The sequence below is a fragment of the Mesorhizobium sophorae genome, assembly GCF_002270415.1.
Classification (GTDB): domain Bacteria; phylum Pseudomonadota; class Alphaproteobacteria; order Rhizobiales; family Rhizobiaceae; genus Mesorhizobium; species Mesorhizobium sophorae.
Genome location: NZ_NNRI01000007.1, coordinates 1472395 through 1488329, shown reverse-complemented (window position 1 = coordinate 1488329; position 15935 = coordinate 1472395). Strand labels below are relative to the sequence as shown.

Sequence of the window (15935 nt, the reverse complement as noted above, 5' to 3'; positions counted from 1 at the left end):
TCGAGCCTCACTTTGCCTCAGTAACCGCCGGTCTCGTCAACTCCCCCGACACACTGCATGGCGCCGCATTCGCGGTGCCTGTTTTCAATTCATGTGTTCCTCTGGGCGGCGGTTCGAGACCGGTTTGGCACTGCTGAACCGCTGTCGCGCGCTTTCCGCCCGTGACACCTGATTTCCGATCGCCACAGCCTGCCGCCACGCCGCGCCCGCATGGGCATCTCGACATTGCCGACCTGATGAACTTCCCGACGGGAAGAGCTTATCGGCATGTCTGCACTCCTGCGTATCCGCTGGGCGATCGCGCCCAAGACTGCACCTCGACCACTCATCAACTGCAATCGCTGCGGCACCGTGAAGGCCTATCGCTGCAGCGAAAAATTCCGCGTCAACGCCAACGGCAAGCGCATCGACGTCTGGCTGATCTACCGTTGCATCGACTGCGACAATTCCTGGAATTTCGGCATATTGGAGCGCTGCAACCGCCGCGACATCGAACCGGCGCGGCTGGCAGCGCTCGAAAGCAATGATCCGTCACTCGCCCGGCGCCATGCTTTCGACGTCATCGCGCTGCGCAGCCGGCTGGGACGCGTGGAGGAATTTCCCGACGTCGTCGTCCGCAAACAAATGCTCGGCTCCCCTCAAGAGGCCGCAACCATGTTGGAACTCCTGCTCGGGCTCGAAATGCCGACATCGCTGCGGCTTGACCGGCTGCTCGCTAACGAACTCGGCCTCTCGCGATCGCGGCTTCAGACGTTGGAAGAAAGGCGATTGTTGGTCGTGGACCCCGACGGCGCCAAAGCCCTGCGCAGGCCGGCTCGCGCGGGGACCACGATCCGGATCGACCTTGCCGGCGAAGCCGACCGGGAGAACATCATCTCGGCCGCTGGCGGGTGAATGAAGAGAGGGGCGAAGCACTGTTGTACTCCGCCCCTCTCAGCTGTGAGAAAGAGAAAGTGAGATTACGCCGCGCCAACTGCCTTGGCTGACTTCTCGAAACGCTTGCGCTCGTTCGGGTCGAGATAGAGCTTGCGCAGGCGGATGGTCTTCGGCGTCACCTCGACCAGCTCGTCGTCCTGGATCCAGGCCAGTGCGCGTTCCAGCGTCATGCGGATCGGCGGGGTGAGCTTGACCGCCTCGTCCTTGCCTGCGGCGCGGATGTTGGTCAGCTTCTTGCCCTTCAGCACGTTCACTTCGAGATCGTTGTCGCGGCTATGGATGCCGATGATCATGCCCTGATAGACCTTGACGCCGGGATCAATGACCATCGGGCCGCGGTCTTCCAGATTCCACATGGCATAGGCCACCGCCTCGCCCTGCTCGTTGGAGATCAGCACGCCATTGGTGCGGCCCGGCAACTCGCCCTTGTAGGGCTCGTAGGCATGGAACAGCCGGTTCATCACGGCGGTGCCGCGCGTGTCGGTCAGCAGTTCCGACTGATAGCCGATCAGGCCACGCGTCGGCGCGTGGAAGACGATGCGCTGGCGGTTGCCGCCTGACGGGCGCAGCTCGACCATCTCGGCCTTGCGCTCCGACATCTTCTGCACGACGATGCCGGCATGCTCCTCGTCGACGTCGATGACGACTTCCTCGACCGGCTCCAGCAATTCGCCGCTTTCGCCCTTCTGCATGACGACGCGCGGCCGCGACACGGCGATCTCGAAGCCTTCGCGGCGCATCGTCTCGATCAGCACGGCCAGCTGCAATTCACCGCGGCCGGAGACGAAGAACGAATCCTTGTCCGGCGATTCCTCGATCTTCAGCGCGACATTGCCTTCGGCCTCGCGCAGCAGGCGGTCACGGATGACGCGGCTGGTCACCTTGTCGCCTTCGGTGCCGGCCAGCGGGCTGTCGTTGACGAGGAAGGACATGGTCACGGTCGGCGGATCGATCGGCTGCGCATGCAGCGGTTCGGTCACGGACGGGTCGCAGAACGTATCGGCGACGGTGCCCTTCGACAGGCCGGCGATGGCGACGATATCACCCGCCTGGGCTTCTTCGATCGGCTGGCGCTCGAGTCCGCGGAAGGCGAGGATCTTGGAAATACGGCCGGTCTCAACCAGCGTGCCGTCATGGTGCAGCACCTTGACCGGCTGGTTGGACTTCAGCGTGCCGCTCTCGATGCGGCCGGTGATGATGCGGCCAAGGAACGGATTGGCCTCCAGGATGGTGCCGATCATGCGGAACGGGCCGGGATGAACGGTCGGCGTCGGCACGTGCTTGATGACGAGATCGAACAGCGGCGCCAGGCCCTGGTCCTTGGGGCCTTCCGGATTTTCCGAAACCCAGCCATCGCGGCCTGAACCGTAAAGAATCGGGAAATCGAGCTGCTCGTCGGTGGCGTCGAGCGCCGCGAACAGGTCGAACACCTCGTTGACCACCTCAACATGGCGGGCATCCGGACGGTCGATCTTGTTGATGACGACGATCGGCTTCAGGCCAACCTTGAGCGCCTTGCCGACGACGAATTTGGTCTGCGGCATCGGCCCTTCGGCGGCGTCGACCAGCACGATGGCCGAATCCACCATCGACAGGATGCGCTCGACCTCTCCGCCAAAGTCGGCGTGGCCAGGGGTGTCGACGATGTTGATGCGGGTGTCCTTCCAGTCGACCGAGGTCGCCTTGGCCAGGATGGTGATCCCGCGTTCCTTTTCGAGGTCGTTGGAATCCATGGCGCGCTCGGCGACGCGCTGATTGTCGCGGAAGGAGCCGGATTGCCGGAGCAACTGGTCGACGAGGGTGGTTTTTCCATGGTCGACGTGCGCGATGATCGCGATATTACGGATTTTCATGTTCTGGTCTCGGAAGCGTTGCAGGCAGCAGGCCAAAGGCGCTGCCTCTTTCGGTTGCGCGGCTCATACAGGGTTTTTCGCAGTTGCGAAAGAGGACGCGCGACACCAAATACTCATCAAATCTTAAGCATCTGCGTGTGAAATGATTTTGTTAACCAAGGCGGGAACCTTTCGAGGCCCGGACAGTTCGAACGTCATGACCGATAAACTCAACCGATTTTGGCCGCTCATCGCGTCCGCTGCCTTTGCCATCCTGCTGGCGGCCAACGCCGCGCAGTCGGCTGCGACGCAGAAGGAAGCGCGGCCTGCCTTGCCAACCGTTGCGCCATCCGCCGAGCAGGTCTTTGCCGACGCACCCGACGGCGTCGACCCGATGGTGACCGGCCCTGTCAGCGCCGCCTTCAAGCAAAGGCAGGATGCCGCCAACTGCGACACCGCCGTCTGGCCGAACGTCCCGATGGTCTGCTATCCCGACTGACGACCGCCGGCAGCGGTCGTTATCCCAGAGATGACGAAGGTCGGCTTACGCCGACCGCACCGGGTCGAGCGTGACCTTGTAGAGTTCGTTGTCGTCGCGATCCATCAGCCGCACCGTCATCTGCTCGCTGGCGCCATTGATATCGACCAGCCCGAAGAATTGAAGGCCGGCTGACGGCGGCAGGTTCTGGCCTTGCTCGGCGGTTGGCGCCTTGATGAATTTCAGCTCCGGACCGAAGGTCATGTCGAAATCGTTCGGGCCGAACGTGCCGGCATGGATCGGGCCCGAGACGAATTCCCAGAACGGATTGAAATCCTGGAACTGCGCCTTGTCGGGATTGTAGTAGTGCGCAGCGGTGTAATGCACGTCGGCGGTCAGCCAGACGGTGTTGCTGATGCCGGCATTCTTGATGAAGCGCAGCAGATCGGCGATCTCGAGCTCGCGTCCCTTGGCCGGGCGGTTGTCGCCGTTGCTGACCGCTTCCGCGCCGACCTTCTTGGCGCCATCGTCCCAGACGACGAGGCCGAGCGGCATGTCGGCGGCGATGATTTTCCAGGTCGCCTTCGAATTTGCCAGTTCGCGCTTCAGCCATTTCGTCTGCTGTTCGCCGAGCATGCGCGATTGTGGCGTCATCTCATCCTGCATGTCCGGACCGTTGGGGCCGCGATAGGAACGCATATCGAGGAAGAACACGTCGAGCAGCGGCCCATAGGCAATCTTGCGATAGACGCGGCCCGGCTCGGACGGTTCGTAGCGGATCGTCGTCATTTCATGGAACGCACGCGCCGCGCGTGCCGCCAGCACATGGATGGATTTCTCGGTGTACCGGTTGTCGGCACTGAGATCCTTCGAATCCGACCAGTTGTTCAGCACTTCGTGGTCGTCCCACTGGTAGAACGTCGGGCAAATTGCGCTGAGGCCCAGCACGTTCTTGTCCATCATGTTGTATTTCCACTGGTCCCGGTATTCGTCCAGCGTCTCGGCGACCTTGCGCTTGCCGTCGATCAGCACGACGTTCTTCCACTTGCCGCCCCCGGGCAGGTCGACCTCGTCCTTCATCGCGCCGTCGGCATAGATGGTGTCGCCCGAATGCAGGAAGAAGTCGGGCGTGTGCTTGCCGATCGTGGCGTAAGTCTTCATGCCGGTCTCGTCGATACCCCAGCCCTGGCCGGCGGTGTCGCCCGACCAGGCGAACTTGATGTCGCGCCTGGAAGCGGGCGCGGTGCGGAAGCGGCCGGTGATCGGCTCGGAAACCGCATTGATGTCGGCGAGATCGGCTGCCGTCATGCGATAGAAGATATCCTGGTCGGAAGCGAGGTCGGTGAGCAGACGCTTGACTGTATAGTCGCTGGCCGGCGAGGTATCGAGCGGCGCCAGGCGGACGGCATCAGTGAAACTTTCGGTCGACGACACTTCGAACGTGACGCGCGACGGCCGATCCGTGCGCGTCCACACCATGCCGCTGGTGGCGTCGACATCGCCTGACTGGACGCCATGGGTGAAGGCCGGGCGCTGGCTGGCGCGTGAATAGTATGGCATTGCCAGTCCTGATACGCCAACCAGGCCAGCGGCGCTGGCCGAGGTGACGAAAGCACGGCGGGTCATCGAGAGCTTGTACATGGCTGTCTCCTGGATGGCGTGAACGGTGCCACCAAGGTCCAACCTCAATGTTTCAGGCGCATCTCCAAACCATGAAGGTTTGATAACAGCCAACAGGCTGGGCACGTTCTCCCCTTATCTCCAGGGGGAGAAGGGAGAGCCGCACCCAGTCGCCTTAAGCCGCTTGCGGTTCCGGATCGAAGGCCGGTCGGCTGGTGTTGATCAACAGCGAGATACAGGCGGCGGCGATTGCCGTCATGCCGGCGATCATGAAGGCCAGCTCGTAATTGCCCTGAAGCTCGCGCATCGTGCCGCCGAAGGCTGCGGCAGCAGCCGCGCCGATCTGATGTCCAGCGACGATCCAGCCGAACACGATCGGACCGCTGCGATCGCCGAACGCCTCGTTGGCGAGCCTCAGCGTCGGCGGCACGGTGGCGATCCAGTCGAGGCCGTAGAGCACCGCGAAGATGATCAGGCTGGTTGCCGAGAAGCCGGAATAGGGCAGGTAGATCAGCGACAGGCCACGGATCCCATAATAGACGCCGAGCAGCTTGCGCGGGTCGAAACGGTCGGTGAGCCAGCCCGACAGCGTCGTGCCGATCAGGTCGAAAATGCCCATCATCGACAGCAGGCCGGCGGCCTGCACCTCGCCGATGCCCATGTCGCCGCAGAAGGCGATCAGATGCGTGCCGACCAGTCCGTTGGTGGTGAAACCGCAGACGAAGAAGGTGGCGAACAGATACCAGAACACGCGCGTGCCGGCGGCGCGGCGCAGCGTCGAGAACGTGTGGGCGAGGAAATTGCCCTGCGATGCCGGTGACACCGGCGGCACATCGTCGGCCGCGGCACCATAGCGCACCATGCCGATCGAAGCCGGCCGCTCCGGCACCAGCAGCCAGACCAGCGGCACCAGAGCAGCGGTGGCGATCGAAACGGCGATGACAACCGGCTGCCAGCCTCCCGACTGTGCCAGCGAGGCGATCAGCGGCAGGAACACCAGCATGCCTGAGGCACTGGAGGCCGACATCAGCCCCATGACAAGGCCACGATTGGTCTTGAACCAGCGGTTGACGATGGTGGCGCCGAGCACGCTGGCAACAGCGCCGGAACCAATGCCCGAGAACACGCCCCAGGTGATGAACAGATGCCAGGGCTTGGTCATCAAGAGGCTGAGTGCGGTCGAGCCTGACATCACCACCAGCGAGGCAAGCAGCGTGCGGCGCAGCCCGATCCGCTCCATCAGGGCGGCGGCGAACGGCCCGGTCAGGCCGTAGAGCAGGATGCCGACACCGGCGGCCAGCGAAACGATGTCGCGGCGCCAGCCGAAACTGTTCTCCAACGGCAGCATCATGACGGCGGGTGCCGAGCGCAGGCCGGCCGCGACCAGCAGGCAGAGGAAGATGACGCCAACCACGACGAAAGCGTAGCGCTGGCCAAACGGACGGGATTGAGCTATCATGTTACTGACCGGTACGTTTCAGATGGGAGAAGGTATACGTACCGATCGGTAACATTGTCAATCGAGTTCCATGATGCCAACGGACAAAAATATTGAACTGACCATCAGCGACGGTCATGCATCGGCGCCACCGAAGGCCGCCAAGAAGATCCTCGACGTGGCCTACGAGCTGTTCTACCGGCGCGGCATCAGGGCGATCGGCGTCGACGAGATCGTCAAGCGCGCCGGCGTCACCAAGCCCAGCCTCTATCGCAGCTTTCCCTCCAAGGATGAGCTGGCGGCCTCCTATCTCAGGCAGTACGACCAGGAATACTGGGAGCGTTTCGATGAGGCGGTCGCCGCCCATCCCGGCGACCCGCGTGCGCAGATCAAGGCATTCCTGACCCGCATCGGCAAGCGCACGCAGGTGGCGGACTATCGCGGCTGCGGCATGACCAATGCGGCGGTCGAGTACCCCGAACACAGCCATCCGGCCCGCGTGGTCAGCGAGGCCAACAAACAGGAATTGCGCCGTCGCCTGCGCGCCATGGCGGTTGCAATGGGTGCGCAGGATCCCGATACGCTGGGCGACGGCCTGCTGCTGCTGATCGAAGGCGCCTATATCAGCGGCCAGTTGTTCGGGCTCGGCGGCCCGGCGCAATCGGTCGCCCGCAACGCCGATCTGCTGATTGAAGCGAGCTTGAAGAAATAGCGTTTGACGCTACGTTGCGATGGCTTGCAACGGAGATTGTCGGCCATGCGCGCTCTTCTGATCCCGTTCGTCTTGGCCGGTTTCTGCCAGGCGGCGCAGGCCAGCGACATCTCAAGCGCCTATACCGATCTCGACTGGAAGAAGGACTGCGTAACCTACGCGCAGGCCGAAGAAGGCGACGGCGACTGGGCCGATCTCGCCTGTTCAGGCTATCGCGGCTACCCCGTTCTGATCGCCTATGACGACGCGCGCGAATCGCTGTTTATGGCTTTCCGCCCGGCAGCGACATGACATCGGTCTGGGAGAGTTTCTCCGGCTTCAATTCGTCCGGCGCCAGGATCGAGTGGCGCATCGAAACCACGGGCGACAAGGCTGTGCCCTTTGCCGCGATCCACCGCCGCTCGATCAGCAACCCGGACGACGAAAACAAGCCGACCGAGGTGCTGCTCGTCGCCAAGGTCGGCCAGATGGACGCCCGCGATGGCTGCACGGTCGGCCTGGTGCTGGCCACCGGCAATCCCGCCGCCAACGATCAGGCACGCAAACTGGCCGACGACAAAGCGCGGACGTTCGCCTGCGGCAAGGACCGGCACACCGTCATCGGCAACGTGCCGGCTTTCGGTCGGGTCGATAACTAAGCTCGTCGGATTGGCCGCAGCGCCCGTAACTTCGTCATCCACGGGCGGAGCAAGGAGCGTAGCGACGCAGCGCAGACCCGAGGATCCATGCCGCGAAATCACAACGCCGCAGCGGTGCAGAATTCTGTTCCGCCGCGTCCGCGACAGGCATCACGGCATGGATCCCAGGGTCTGCGCGTCGCTTCGCTCCCGCTCCGCCCTGGGATGACGAAGCTGAGTTACTTGCTCGCCTTGGCCCGCGCGATTGCGTCGAGGATCATCTTCTTGGCGTATTTGGAATCGTGCCAGCCTTCGATCTTGACCCATTTGCCGGGCTCGAGATCCTTGTAGTGCTCGAAGAAGTGCTGCACCTGCTGGCGCGTGATGTCGGGCAACTGGGTGTATTCGGTGACGTTCTCGTAGCGCAGCGTCAGCTTGGGTGACGGCACGGCGATGATCTTTTCGTCCTGGCCGGCATTGTCTTCCATGATCAGCACGCCGATCGGCCTGACGTTGATGACGCAACCCGGCACCAGCGCACGGGTGTTGCAGACCAGCACGTCGATCGGATCACCGTCGCCCGACAGCGTGTGCGGCACGAAGCCGTAATTGCCGGGGTAGCGCATCGAGGTGTGCAGGAAGCGGTCGACGAACAGCGTGCCGGCCTCCTTGTCCATCTCGTATTTGATCGGCTCGCCACCGATCGGCACCTCGATGATGACGTTGACGTCCTCAGGCGGATTCTTTCCGCTGGCTATGGCTTCAATGCGCATGGGCTTTGTCCCTCTTATCGATGAAAGATCGATAGCGGGCGAGGCGCGGCGGCGCAATGCGGCGAATGGTGCTGGGTAGGGTCAGGTGGACACAGTGGCCGAAAGGCCGGGCCGTCACTCCCAGACGAAAGCGACCTTCTTCAGCGCCTTCTGCTCGAAGATTTCGACACCCTCGGCAACATCACGGCCGCCGGCGCCGGCGTAGAAGGCGAGTGCGTTCTGGTTGTCTTCCAGCGCCCACACCACCATCCCCTTCAGCCCGTGATCGGCCAGACGCGCCTTGGCTGCCGCGAACAAACGGCTGCCGAGCCCGATGCCCTGATATTCCGGGCGCAGGTACAATTCGTAGATTTCGCCTTGCTGCCTGAGTTCCCGGGCCCGGTTCTTGCCGATCGTGGCATAGCCGGCGATGTTGCCGCCGATTTCGACGACCAGCACGGTGGCGGCGCGGCGGATGGCATTCGCCCACCAATCGGCGCCACGGCGGTTGATCATCGATGTCAGCGTGCGGTGTGGAATGATGCCGGAATAGGCGCCGCGCCAGGCCTGCAGGTGCACCTCGGCGATGGCGCCTGCGTCGCTCGGTTCGGCCTTCCTTATGTCGATCGTCAGCGTATTCATGATTTCTTAACCATAAACCCGCATTGCCCGATTGCAAGAGTCCGCGCGGCCCGCCGACCGCTTTCTCACAGACGATCATCGCGTCGGTGAAGTGGCTTCGAGACCGTTTTGGAGAGGCTCAGATCTCGACGAGATGGTCGTCGAGTTCGTTGGTGTCGCTCGACGTGACCGGGAAATGCTCGGACAGCACCGCGCCCACCGTTTCGATCGCCTTGACGAAGCCATCGGCAAGCCGGTCGTCGCCGGCATGCGCGGTCAAGTCGCGCACCACGCCATCCCAGACATGCTGGCCGACTTTGGCATCGATGCCCGAATCGGCGACCACCTCGGCGTAGCGTTCGGCGATCGAGACGAACACCAGCACGCCGGTGCGCGCCGCGGTGCGGTGGACGTTGCGGGCGAGGAACTGCTTGATCGCATTGGCGTGCGCCGCCTGATAACGCATCCGCCTTGGTACCAGATGGATGCGCAGGCCGGGCAGCGCCCACAACAAGGCCAGCACGCAGGCCAGCGCCAGCAGCTGGGCGATGACGAAATGCGGCAGCCGGATCGACAGCCACCAGGCCTCCAGCCCATAACCAACGGCAAGGCTGACGATCAGCATGCCTGCCGTCACCATGAAGGCGGCCGGGAAGAAATAGCCGTCGCTGGCATGCGCCATGACGCAGTAGATCTCGCCATCGGTCCTGGTTTCGGCGGCGCGGATCGCAGTGGCGATGCGCTCATGATCTTCCGGGCTGATCGGTCGTGTCGCCATGATCTTGTCTCACCAGCTTCCTGAAGAACCGCCACCACCGGATGAGCCACCGCCACCCGAAAACCCGCCGCCGCTGCTTAAGCCGGACGACCACCCGCCACCGGAACTTCCCGACGACCAGCCGCTGCCCGACGACGAACCCGTTGTCCAGCTGCTGCCCGAGGATCCGCTCGGTCCGCGGCCGTAACGAAACGTCATGCCCAGCCATTTGTACACGCCCGGCGACAGCTTTGTGCCGAACGTCGGCGGCAGGAACGCCATCGCCAACCCGCCGAAGAACATTGTGCCCCACAGGATCAGGAACACCGCGACGATGGGGTCGATGGGCATGCTGTTATGGGCGGGATTGCGCTGACCGCGCGCCTCCAGCTCCTCCGGATTGCCTTCCAGCACCATGACCATGTCGTCGACGGCCTTGCTGATGCCGCCGGAGAAGTCGCCGGCGCGGAAGGCCGGCACCATGTCGTTTTCGATGATCAGCTTGGTGTGCAGGTCGGTCAGCGTGCCTTCCAGCCCATAGCCGACCTCGATGCGCATCTTGTGGTCGTTCTTGGCCACCAGCAAAAGCACGCCATTGTTCTCGCCGGCCTGACCGAGCTTCCAGAAGCGGAACAGCCGGTTGGCGTAGGGTTCGATCTCCTCGCCGTCGAGACTGTTGATGGTGGCGACGACGATCTGGTCGGAGCCCTTTGTCTCGAAATCGGCGAGTTTCTGCGTCAGTGCCGCCTTGGTCGCGGTGTCGATGATGCCGGCATTGTCGACGACACGGCCGGTCAGCGCCGGCAACTCGGCGGCAAAGGCCGTGAACCCGACGAACAGCGCCGTCACGGCCACCAGGACTGCCGCGGCGAACCGGCAGGGTCTCGACAGGCTGACGGTGCGTGTTGTCATGCGATCACCAGCTTCCCGAGGAACCGCCGCCGCCGGACGAACCGCCGCCGCCGGAAAAGCCGCCACCGCCACCGCCCGAAGACCAGCCGCCGCCGGAGCTTCCCGACGACCAGCCGCCACCAGACGACCGCCGGTGTGGCTCGAAGGTCATGCCGAGCCAGCGGTAGCGGCCGGGACCAAGCTTCTGGCCAAAGATCGGCGGCAGGACGGAGACCGCGATGCTGCCGAAGAAGATGATCGCCCAGATGCTGATGAAGACGGCGAAGAACAGGTCGTCGGAATTGAATGGCGCCTGCTGGTTGCGCTCGCCACGCGCCACCAGCTCCTCCGGATTGCCTTCCAGCACCATGATCATGTCGTTGACGGCCTTGCTGATGCCGCCGGAGAAATCGCCGGCGCGGAAGGCCGGCACCAAGTCGTTCTCGATGATCAGCTTGGTGTGCAGGTCGGTCAGTGTGCCTTCAAGACCATACCCGACCTCGATGCGCATCTTGTGGTCGTCCTTGGCCACCAGCAGCAGGACGCCGTTGTTTTCCTTCGCCTGGCCGAGTTTCCAGAAGCGAAACAGCCGGTTGGCGTAAGGTTCGATCTCCTCGCCGTCGAGATTGTTGATGGTGGCGACGACGATCTGGTCGGAGCCTTTTGTCTCGAAGTCGGCAAGCTTCTGCGTCAACGCCGCCTTGGTCGCCGCATCGATGATGCCGGCATTGTCGACGACGCGGCCGGTCAGGGCGGGCAGGTCGGCGGCGAGGGCGGTGAACGGGAGGAAGAGGAAGCTGAGAAATAGCGCTAGGAATGCCAGGTTGGCGTTTCTTCCCACCCCCCTCTGGCCTGCCGGCCATCTCCCCCGCAAGGGGGGAGATTGGCTGTCATAACAGGCAGCGTACTCTCCGCAACGCAAACGATTGGCGAAAGCGCCAAAGCTGCCGATCTCCCCCCTTGCGGGGGAGATGGCCGGCAGGCCAGAGGGGGGTGGGACGTAGCTCAAGGTCGACAGAGACCAGACTCACCAAGCGCTCGTTATCCGCCCTGCTTGGTGCCGAAATCGACCTTCGGCGTCTGCAGCTTGTCATCGTCGATGGTGAAGTTGGCGAAGGGCTGGTTGCTGCGGAACCAGAAGGTCGCCCACAGCACCGAGGGGAAGGTCTTCAGCGTCAGATTGTAGTCCTTGACCGCCTGGATGTAGTCGCGCCGTGCCACCGCAATGCGGTTTTCGGTGCCTTCGAGCTGTGCCTGCAGCGCCAGGAAATTTTGGTTCGCCTTGAGGTCCGGATAGGCCTCCGATACCGCGATCAGCCGCGACAGCGCGCTGGTCAGCCCTGCCTGGGCATCCTGGAACTTCTTGAGGGCTTCGGGATCCTTCAGCGTTTCCGGCGTCACCGTTATCTGCGTTGCCTTGGCGCGGGCCTCGACCACCGCATCGAGCGTGTCCTTTTCGTGCGAGGCATAGCCCTTGACCGTCTCGACCAGGTTGGGGATGAGGTCGGCGCGGCGCTGATACTGGTTCAGCACCTCGCTCCATGCCGCCTTGGCGTTTTCCTCCGCCGTCGGGATGGTGTTGTAACCGCAGCCGGCCAGCAGCGGCAGCACGATCGCCATCATCAGGAAGGCAGGCAGCGTGCGGAACATGGATGGTGGAGCAAGGCGCTGGGCGAACATGATGAGGTCCCTCGGTAGAAGTTGCATGCGAAGCATTACCACAATCGGCGGGCAAGAAAACCGCCCGACCGTCGGCCCGCTTGCCTGGCACGCCCGGTGCCGTTGCAAGGCCCTGTGTTTGGCCGCGCGAACGCGATAAGGTCTCGACGAAACGGGACATCATCATGGCGGAACGCCAGGACAGCGAGAGGGAATCGCGCCGTATCCTCGAGCGCATCGCGCGCGAGACGGATCCGGCCGGCAATTCGTTTGTGGCGCGCAGCACGAAAGGCATGCGCGACCACGTCACCGCGGCCGATGCCGACCGTGCCGACCCGATCGAAGTCTGGGGCACGCGCATTGGCCGCACACTCGGCCTGCTGCTGACGCTGGGCCTGATGGTCTGGCTCGTGCTTTACGTCATCCGGGGCAGTTAGGAATCAAAGAACAATGAGCGCCGAAAAAACCGACGCGCCGCGTGCGGTCATCGTCATCTCCAGCCATGTCGCGCGCGGCTCGGTCGGCAACCGGGCGGCTGTCTTTGCGCTGGAAACACTGGGCTTTCCGGTGTGGGCGGTGCCGACGATCATCCTGCCCTGGCATCCCGGTCATGGGCGGGCGACGCGGATCGTGCCGCCGCTCGACCAGTTCAAGGCGTTGATGGCCGATCTTGAGCGTGCGCCGTGGCTGGGTGAAGTCGGCGCCGTGCTGTCCGGCTATCTCGGCGAGGCCGGCCAGGCCGAGGCCATCGCCTCGCTGGTCGCCGTGGTGAAGGCAAAGACGCCTGACGCCGTCTATATCTGCGACCCGGTGATGGGCGATTCGGGTGGCCTCTACGTGCCGGAACCGACTGCCGCCGCCATGCGTGATCGGCTGATGCCGATCGCCGACATCGCCACCCCCAACCGGTACGAACTGGAATGGATGGCCGGCGCACCCTTGCCCGACCTGAAATCGGTAATCGCGGCCGCCCTTCACGCCGGGCCATCGACCATGCTTGTCACCTCGGCGCCGTCGCTGATGACCGGTGGCACGGGCAACCTGCTGCTCGACGGCAACCAGGTGCTGCTGGCCGAGCACCGCCTCATCGACAAGCCGCCGAACGGTCTCGGCGACCTGACGGCGGCCGTCTACCTGGCGCGCATCCTGTCCGGCCAGCCGGCGATCAAGGCGCTGCAGTCGACCACGGCGGCGGTCTACGAGATCCTGGCGCGCACCGCCAAGCGCGGCGGCGACGAACTGCAGCTCGAAACCGATGCGCAGAGCCTGGCGAACCCGATGGCGATGGTGCAGCTTCGCCACCTCACGCATCCGGGGAGGGACCGGCGGGCGTGACCCTGGCCACGACCGTCGTGACTGTCGGCGTTGACGGCTGCAAGGCCGGCTGGATCGCCGTGCGGCGCGATCCCGGCTCGATACCTCGTAGCCCCGGTTCCACACCCTCTGTCGATGTCTTTGCAAGTTTCACAGCCCTGCTTGCATCACTGCCTGCCGACGCGGTTCTCGCCGTCGACATGCCGATCGGTCTGCCCGAGTTTTCGAGCAAAGGCGGGCGCGGACCGGAAGCGCTGGTGCGGCCATTGCTCGGGCAACGGCAGTCCAGCGTCTTTTCGATCCCGTCCCGCGCCGCGCTCTATGCCGATACGGGCGACTTCACCACCATCGAAGCCTGGTATGCCGCGCATCGCCGGGCAAGCGAGGTGGCCATGACCACATCAGACCCGCCGCGCGGCGTTTCGATCCAGGCCTTCGGTATTTTTGCCAAGATCCGCGAGATCGACGCCTTGCTCATCGCCCGGCCCGAATTGCGTGGCCGCATCTTCGAATCGCATCCGGAAGTCGCTTTCTGCCGGCTGAACGGCGACCAGGCCATGCAGCTGCCGAAGAAGATCAAGGGCAGCATCAATCCGGCCGGCATAGCGGAACGCAAGGCGCTGCTTAGCCGGCATGGCTATGAGATGGGCTTTCTCGATCAGCCGCCGCCGCGCGGTGCAGCCGCCGATGATTTTCTCGATGCGGCGGCGATGATGCTGATTGCCGGTCGCATTGCCGGCGGCGAGGCACGGCCATTTCCCGACCCTCCGGACCGCGACGGTTTTGGCATCCCCGTCGCCATCTGGGCGTGAACCCAATAGCTCAAGCCATGCGTCTTGGATGGCGATTGGCGGGCAGCCATCTGCAATTCGGCATTGCCCGCAAGAGGCTTTTGCCGTTAGAGGCTCTCTGGAGCAATTCTAGGAAAAGTGTGAAGCGGTTTTCCGTTCGGAATTGCGCCAAAGCAAAACAGAAAGAGCGGTTCGACGTTTCCGTGAAACGGTGACCCGCTCTAGACCGCAACGAGCTGCCGCATCCAACCCGGAAAGGCTCCAGACGCCGCCCATGCCCCATCTCCCCGACCATCTTCTCGCCGGCTACCGCAGTTTCATGAGCGGCCGCTATCTGACCGAGAGCGGACGCTATCGCGAGCTTGCCCGCGAAGGCCAGGCACCCGAAACGATGATCGTCGCCTGCTGCGACTCCCGCGCGGCCCCCGAAGCGATCTTCGACGCCGGCCCCGGCGAACTCTTCGTGCTGCGCAATGTCGGCAATCTGGTGCCACCCTACGCGCCCGACGGCGAGTTCCATTCGACCTCTGCCGCACTCGAATTCGCCGTGCAGAGCCTCAAGGTCAAGAACATCGTCGTCATGGGCCATGGTCGCTGCGGCGGCATCCGCGCCGCGCTCGACACCACGTCCGCACCGCTGTCTCCCGGCGACTTCATCGGCAAATGGATGAGCCTCATCGCCCCAGCGGCCGAGACCGTGTCCTCCAGCACGTTCATGACGGCGTCGGAGCGCCAGACCGCGCTGGAGCGTATTTCGATCCGCTATTCCATCGCCAATCTCAGGACCTTTCCTTGCGTCTCGATCCTCGAAGGCAAGGGGCGGCTGTCGCTGCACGGCGCCTGGTTTGACATTTCGACCGGCGAACTCTGGGTGATGAACAAGGAGACCGGCGATTTCGAACGGCCGGAGATGGCGTAGACCATGATCCAGAACCGAAGGAACGCGCCAGCGAAAGGTGACAACCGGCTCTTCGGGTGAGCTGATAGTCGAACAGGAAGACGGAGGCAGCACATGATGGGAGATCGCCGTTCGATCACTTTCGTCGCGGCAGCGTTGCTGTTTTCGATCAGTCCAGTTTATGCCGACGATGGCGCCATCATCAGCCGATGGTATTCGGCCCTCCTGGTCGCCGACCGCACTGAACTGTCCGACCTGCTCGCCGACGACGTCCGCATCAAGCTGGACGACCTCGGCATCGTGCAGAGCAAGCAGGAATTCATCGCCTCGATCGATGAATGGCAAGGCGCCGTTGCGGGTGCGGAGATCCGGCACCGGATCGAGAAAAGCGAAGGCGGGGTCACCACCGTGATCGCCTGCTATGATTTTCCCAAAAACGACATGCTGATGCAGGAAACCTTCGCGGTGACCGACAATCGCATCACCGCGAGCTCGCAAGCGGCGATCGCCGAGAATTGCGACGGTTACTGACGAAAACCTGACCGGTGGCACTGTTGCGCGCGGCAAACCTGCGCCCTACATCGGTACCAACTCACCCAGCCCACCGCCTTCACCGGCG

17 protein-coding genes and 1 pseudogene are annotated in these 15935 nt (G+C 63.5%); 9 read left to right on the top strand and 9 right to left on the bottom strand.

The annotated features are described in order from the left end of the window. Positions 1–267: 267 nt before the first annotated feature. Positions 268–894, top strand: a complete 627-nt coding sequence (locus tag CGZ66_RS11695) for a DUF1062 domain-containing protein (protein WP_095084147.1) — start codon at positions 268–270, stop codon at positions 892–894. A 65-nt stretch (positions 895–959) separates the two neighbouring features. Here CGZ66_RS11695 and typA read toward each other — a convergent pair whose 3' ends face one another. Next, complete coding sequence (gene typA / locus CGZ66_RS11690) at positions 960–2789, bottom strand: translational GTPase TypA (protein WP_095084146.1); 1830 nt, start codon at positions 2787–2789, stop codon at positions 960–962. Between the two features lie 196 nt (positions 2790–2985). On the opposite strand from typA, the gene CGZ66_RS11685 reads away from it, so the two are divergent. After that, the gene (locus CGZ66_RS11685) at positions 2986–3267 is read left to right on the top strand and encodes a hypothetical protein (RefSeq protein ID WP_245331066.1); all 282 of its coding nucleotides are present in this window, start codon (positions 2986–2988) and stop codon (positions 3265–3267) included. A 45-nt stretch (positions 3268–3312) separates the two neighbouring features. On the opposite strand, the gene CGZ66_RS11680 is transcribed toward CGZ66_RS11685, so the two are convergent. Together CGZ66_RS11680 and CGZ66_RS11675 are read right to left on the bottom strand one after the other, a co-directional pair. Continuing rightward, positions 3313–4887, bottom strand: coding sequence for an alkaline phosphatase D family protein (locus tag CGZ66_RS11680; protein ID WP_095084144.1), 1575 nt, complete (start codon positions 4885–4887; stop codon positions 3313–3315). Positions 4888–5041: 154 nt separating this feature from the next. Further along, positions 5042–6325: an MFS transporter gene (locus CGZ66_RS11675; RefSeq protein WP_095084143.1), complete on the bottom strand. Its 1284-nt coding sequence runs from the start codon at positions 6323–6325 to the stop codon at positions 5042–5044. 73 nt (positions 6326–6398) lie between these two features. Here CGZ66_RS11675 and CGZ66_RS11670 point away from each other — a divergent pair, with 73 nt between their 5' ends. Then, on the top strand, positions 6399–7016 hold the full coding sequence (locus CGZ66_RS11670; RefSeq protein WP_095084415.1) for a TetR/AcrR family transcriptional regulator: 618 nt from the start codon (positions 6399–6401) through the stop codon (positions 7014–7016). A 45-nt stretch (positions 7017–7061) separates the two neighbouring features. After that, a pseudogene (locus CGZ66_RS11665) lies at positions 7062–7654 on the top strand (hypothetical protein). A 218-nt stretch (positions 7655–7872) separates the two neighbouring features. Here CGZ66_RS11665 and ppa read toward each other — a convergent pair. The 6 genes from ppa to CGZ66_RS11635 all read right to left on the bottom strand — a co-directional run bounded on the left by ppa (position 7873) and on the right by CGZ66_RS11635 (position 12334). Beyond that, positions 7873–8406 carry an inorganic diphosphatase gene (gene ppa, locus CGZ66_RS11660; RefSeq protein ID WP_095084142.1) on the bottom strand — a complete coding sequence of 178 codons (534 nt, stop codon included), beginning with the start codon at positions 8404–8406 and terminating at the stop codon, positions 7873–7875. A gap of 114 nt (positions 8407–8520) precedes the next feature. Further along, complete coding sequence (locus CGZ66_RS11655) at positions 8521–9027, bottom strand: GNAT family N-acetyltransferase (protein WP_095084141.1); 507 nt, start codon at positions 9025–9027, stop codon at positions 8521–8523. Between the two features lie 118 nt (positions 9028–9145). Further along, positions 9146–9784, bottom strand: coding sequence for a TPM domain-containing protein (locus CGZ66_RS11650; protein WP_095084140.1), 639 nt, complete (start codon positions 9782–9784; stop codon positions 9146–9148). 9 nt (positions 9785–9793) lie between these two features. Next, positions 9794–10675, bottom strand: coding sequence for a TPM domain-containing protein (locus tag CGZ66_RS11645; RefSeq protein ID WP_095084139.1), 882 nt, complete (start codon positions 10673–10675; stop codon positions 9794–9796). 4 nt (positions 10676–10679) lie between these two features. After that, positions 10680–11495, bottom strand: a complete 816-nt coding sequence (locus CGZ66_RS11640; protein WP_206073698.1) for a TPM domain-containing protein — start codon at positions 11493–11495, stop codon at positions 10680–10682. A 200-nt stretch (positions 11496–11695) separates the two neighbouring features. Then, entirely contained in the window at positions 11696–12334 is a 639-nt protein-coding gene (locus tag CGZ66_RS11635; protein ID WP_095084414.1) for a LemA family protein, read from the bottom strand. A 164-nt stretch (positions 12335–12498) separates the two neighbouring features. Here CGZ66_RS11635 and CGZ66_RS11630 point away from each other — a divergent pair, with 164 nt between their 5' ends. The 5 genes from CGZ66_RS11630 to CGZ66_RS11610 all read left to right on the top strand — a co-directional run bounded on the left by CGZ66_RS11630 (position 12499) and on the right by CGZ66_RS11610 (position 15847). Next, positions 12499–12750, top strand: coding sequence for a hypothetical protein (locus tag CGZ66_RS11630; protein WP_095084413.1), 252 nt, complete (start codon positions 12499–12501; stop codon positions 12748–12750). Positions 12751–12763: 13 nt separating this feature from the next. Further along, a complete protein-coding gene (gene pdxY / locus CGZ66_RS11625) occupies positions 12764–13648 on the top strand; it encodes a pyridoxal kinase PdxY (protein WP_095084137.1) in 885 nt (294 codons plus the stop codon). Next, positions 13645–14439 carry a DUF429 domain-containing protein gene (locus CGZ66_RS11620; RefSeq protein ID WP_167392054.1) on the top strand — a complete coding sequence of 265 codons (795 nt, stop codon included), beginning with the start codon at positions 13645–13647 and terminating at the stop codon, positions 14437–14439. The genes pdxY and CGZ66_RS11620 overlap by 4 nt, the downstream gene beginning before the upstream one ends. A gap of 253 nt (positions 14440–14692) precedes the next feature. Next, on the top strand, positions 14693–15337 hold the full coding sequence (locus CGZ66_RS11615) for a carbonic anhydrase (RefSeq protein WP_095084136.1): 645 nt from the start codon (positions 14693–14695) through the stop codon (positions 15335–15337). Positions 15338–15433: 96 nt separating this feature from the next. After that, entirely contained in the window at positions 15434–15847 is a 414-nt protein-coding gene (locus tag CGZ66_RS11610; protein ID WP_425352284.1) for a nuclear transport factor 2 family protein, read from the top strand. Positions 15848–15935: the final 88 nt, after the last annotated feature.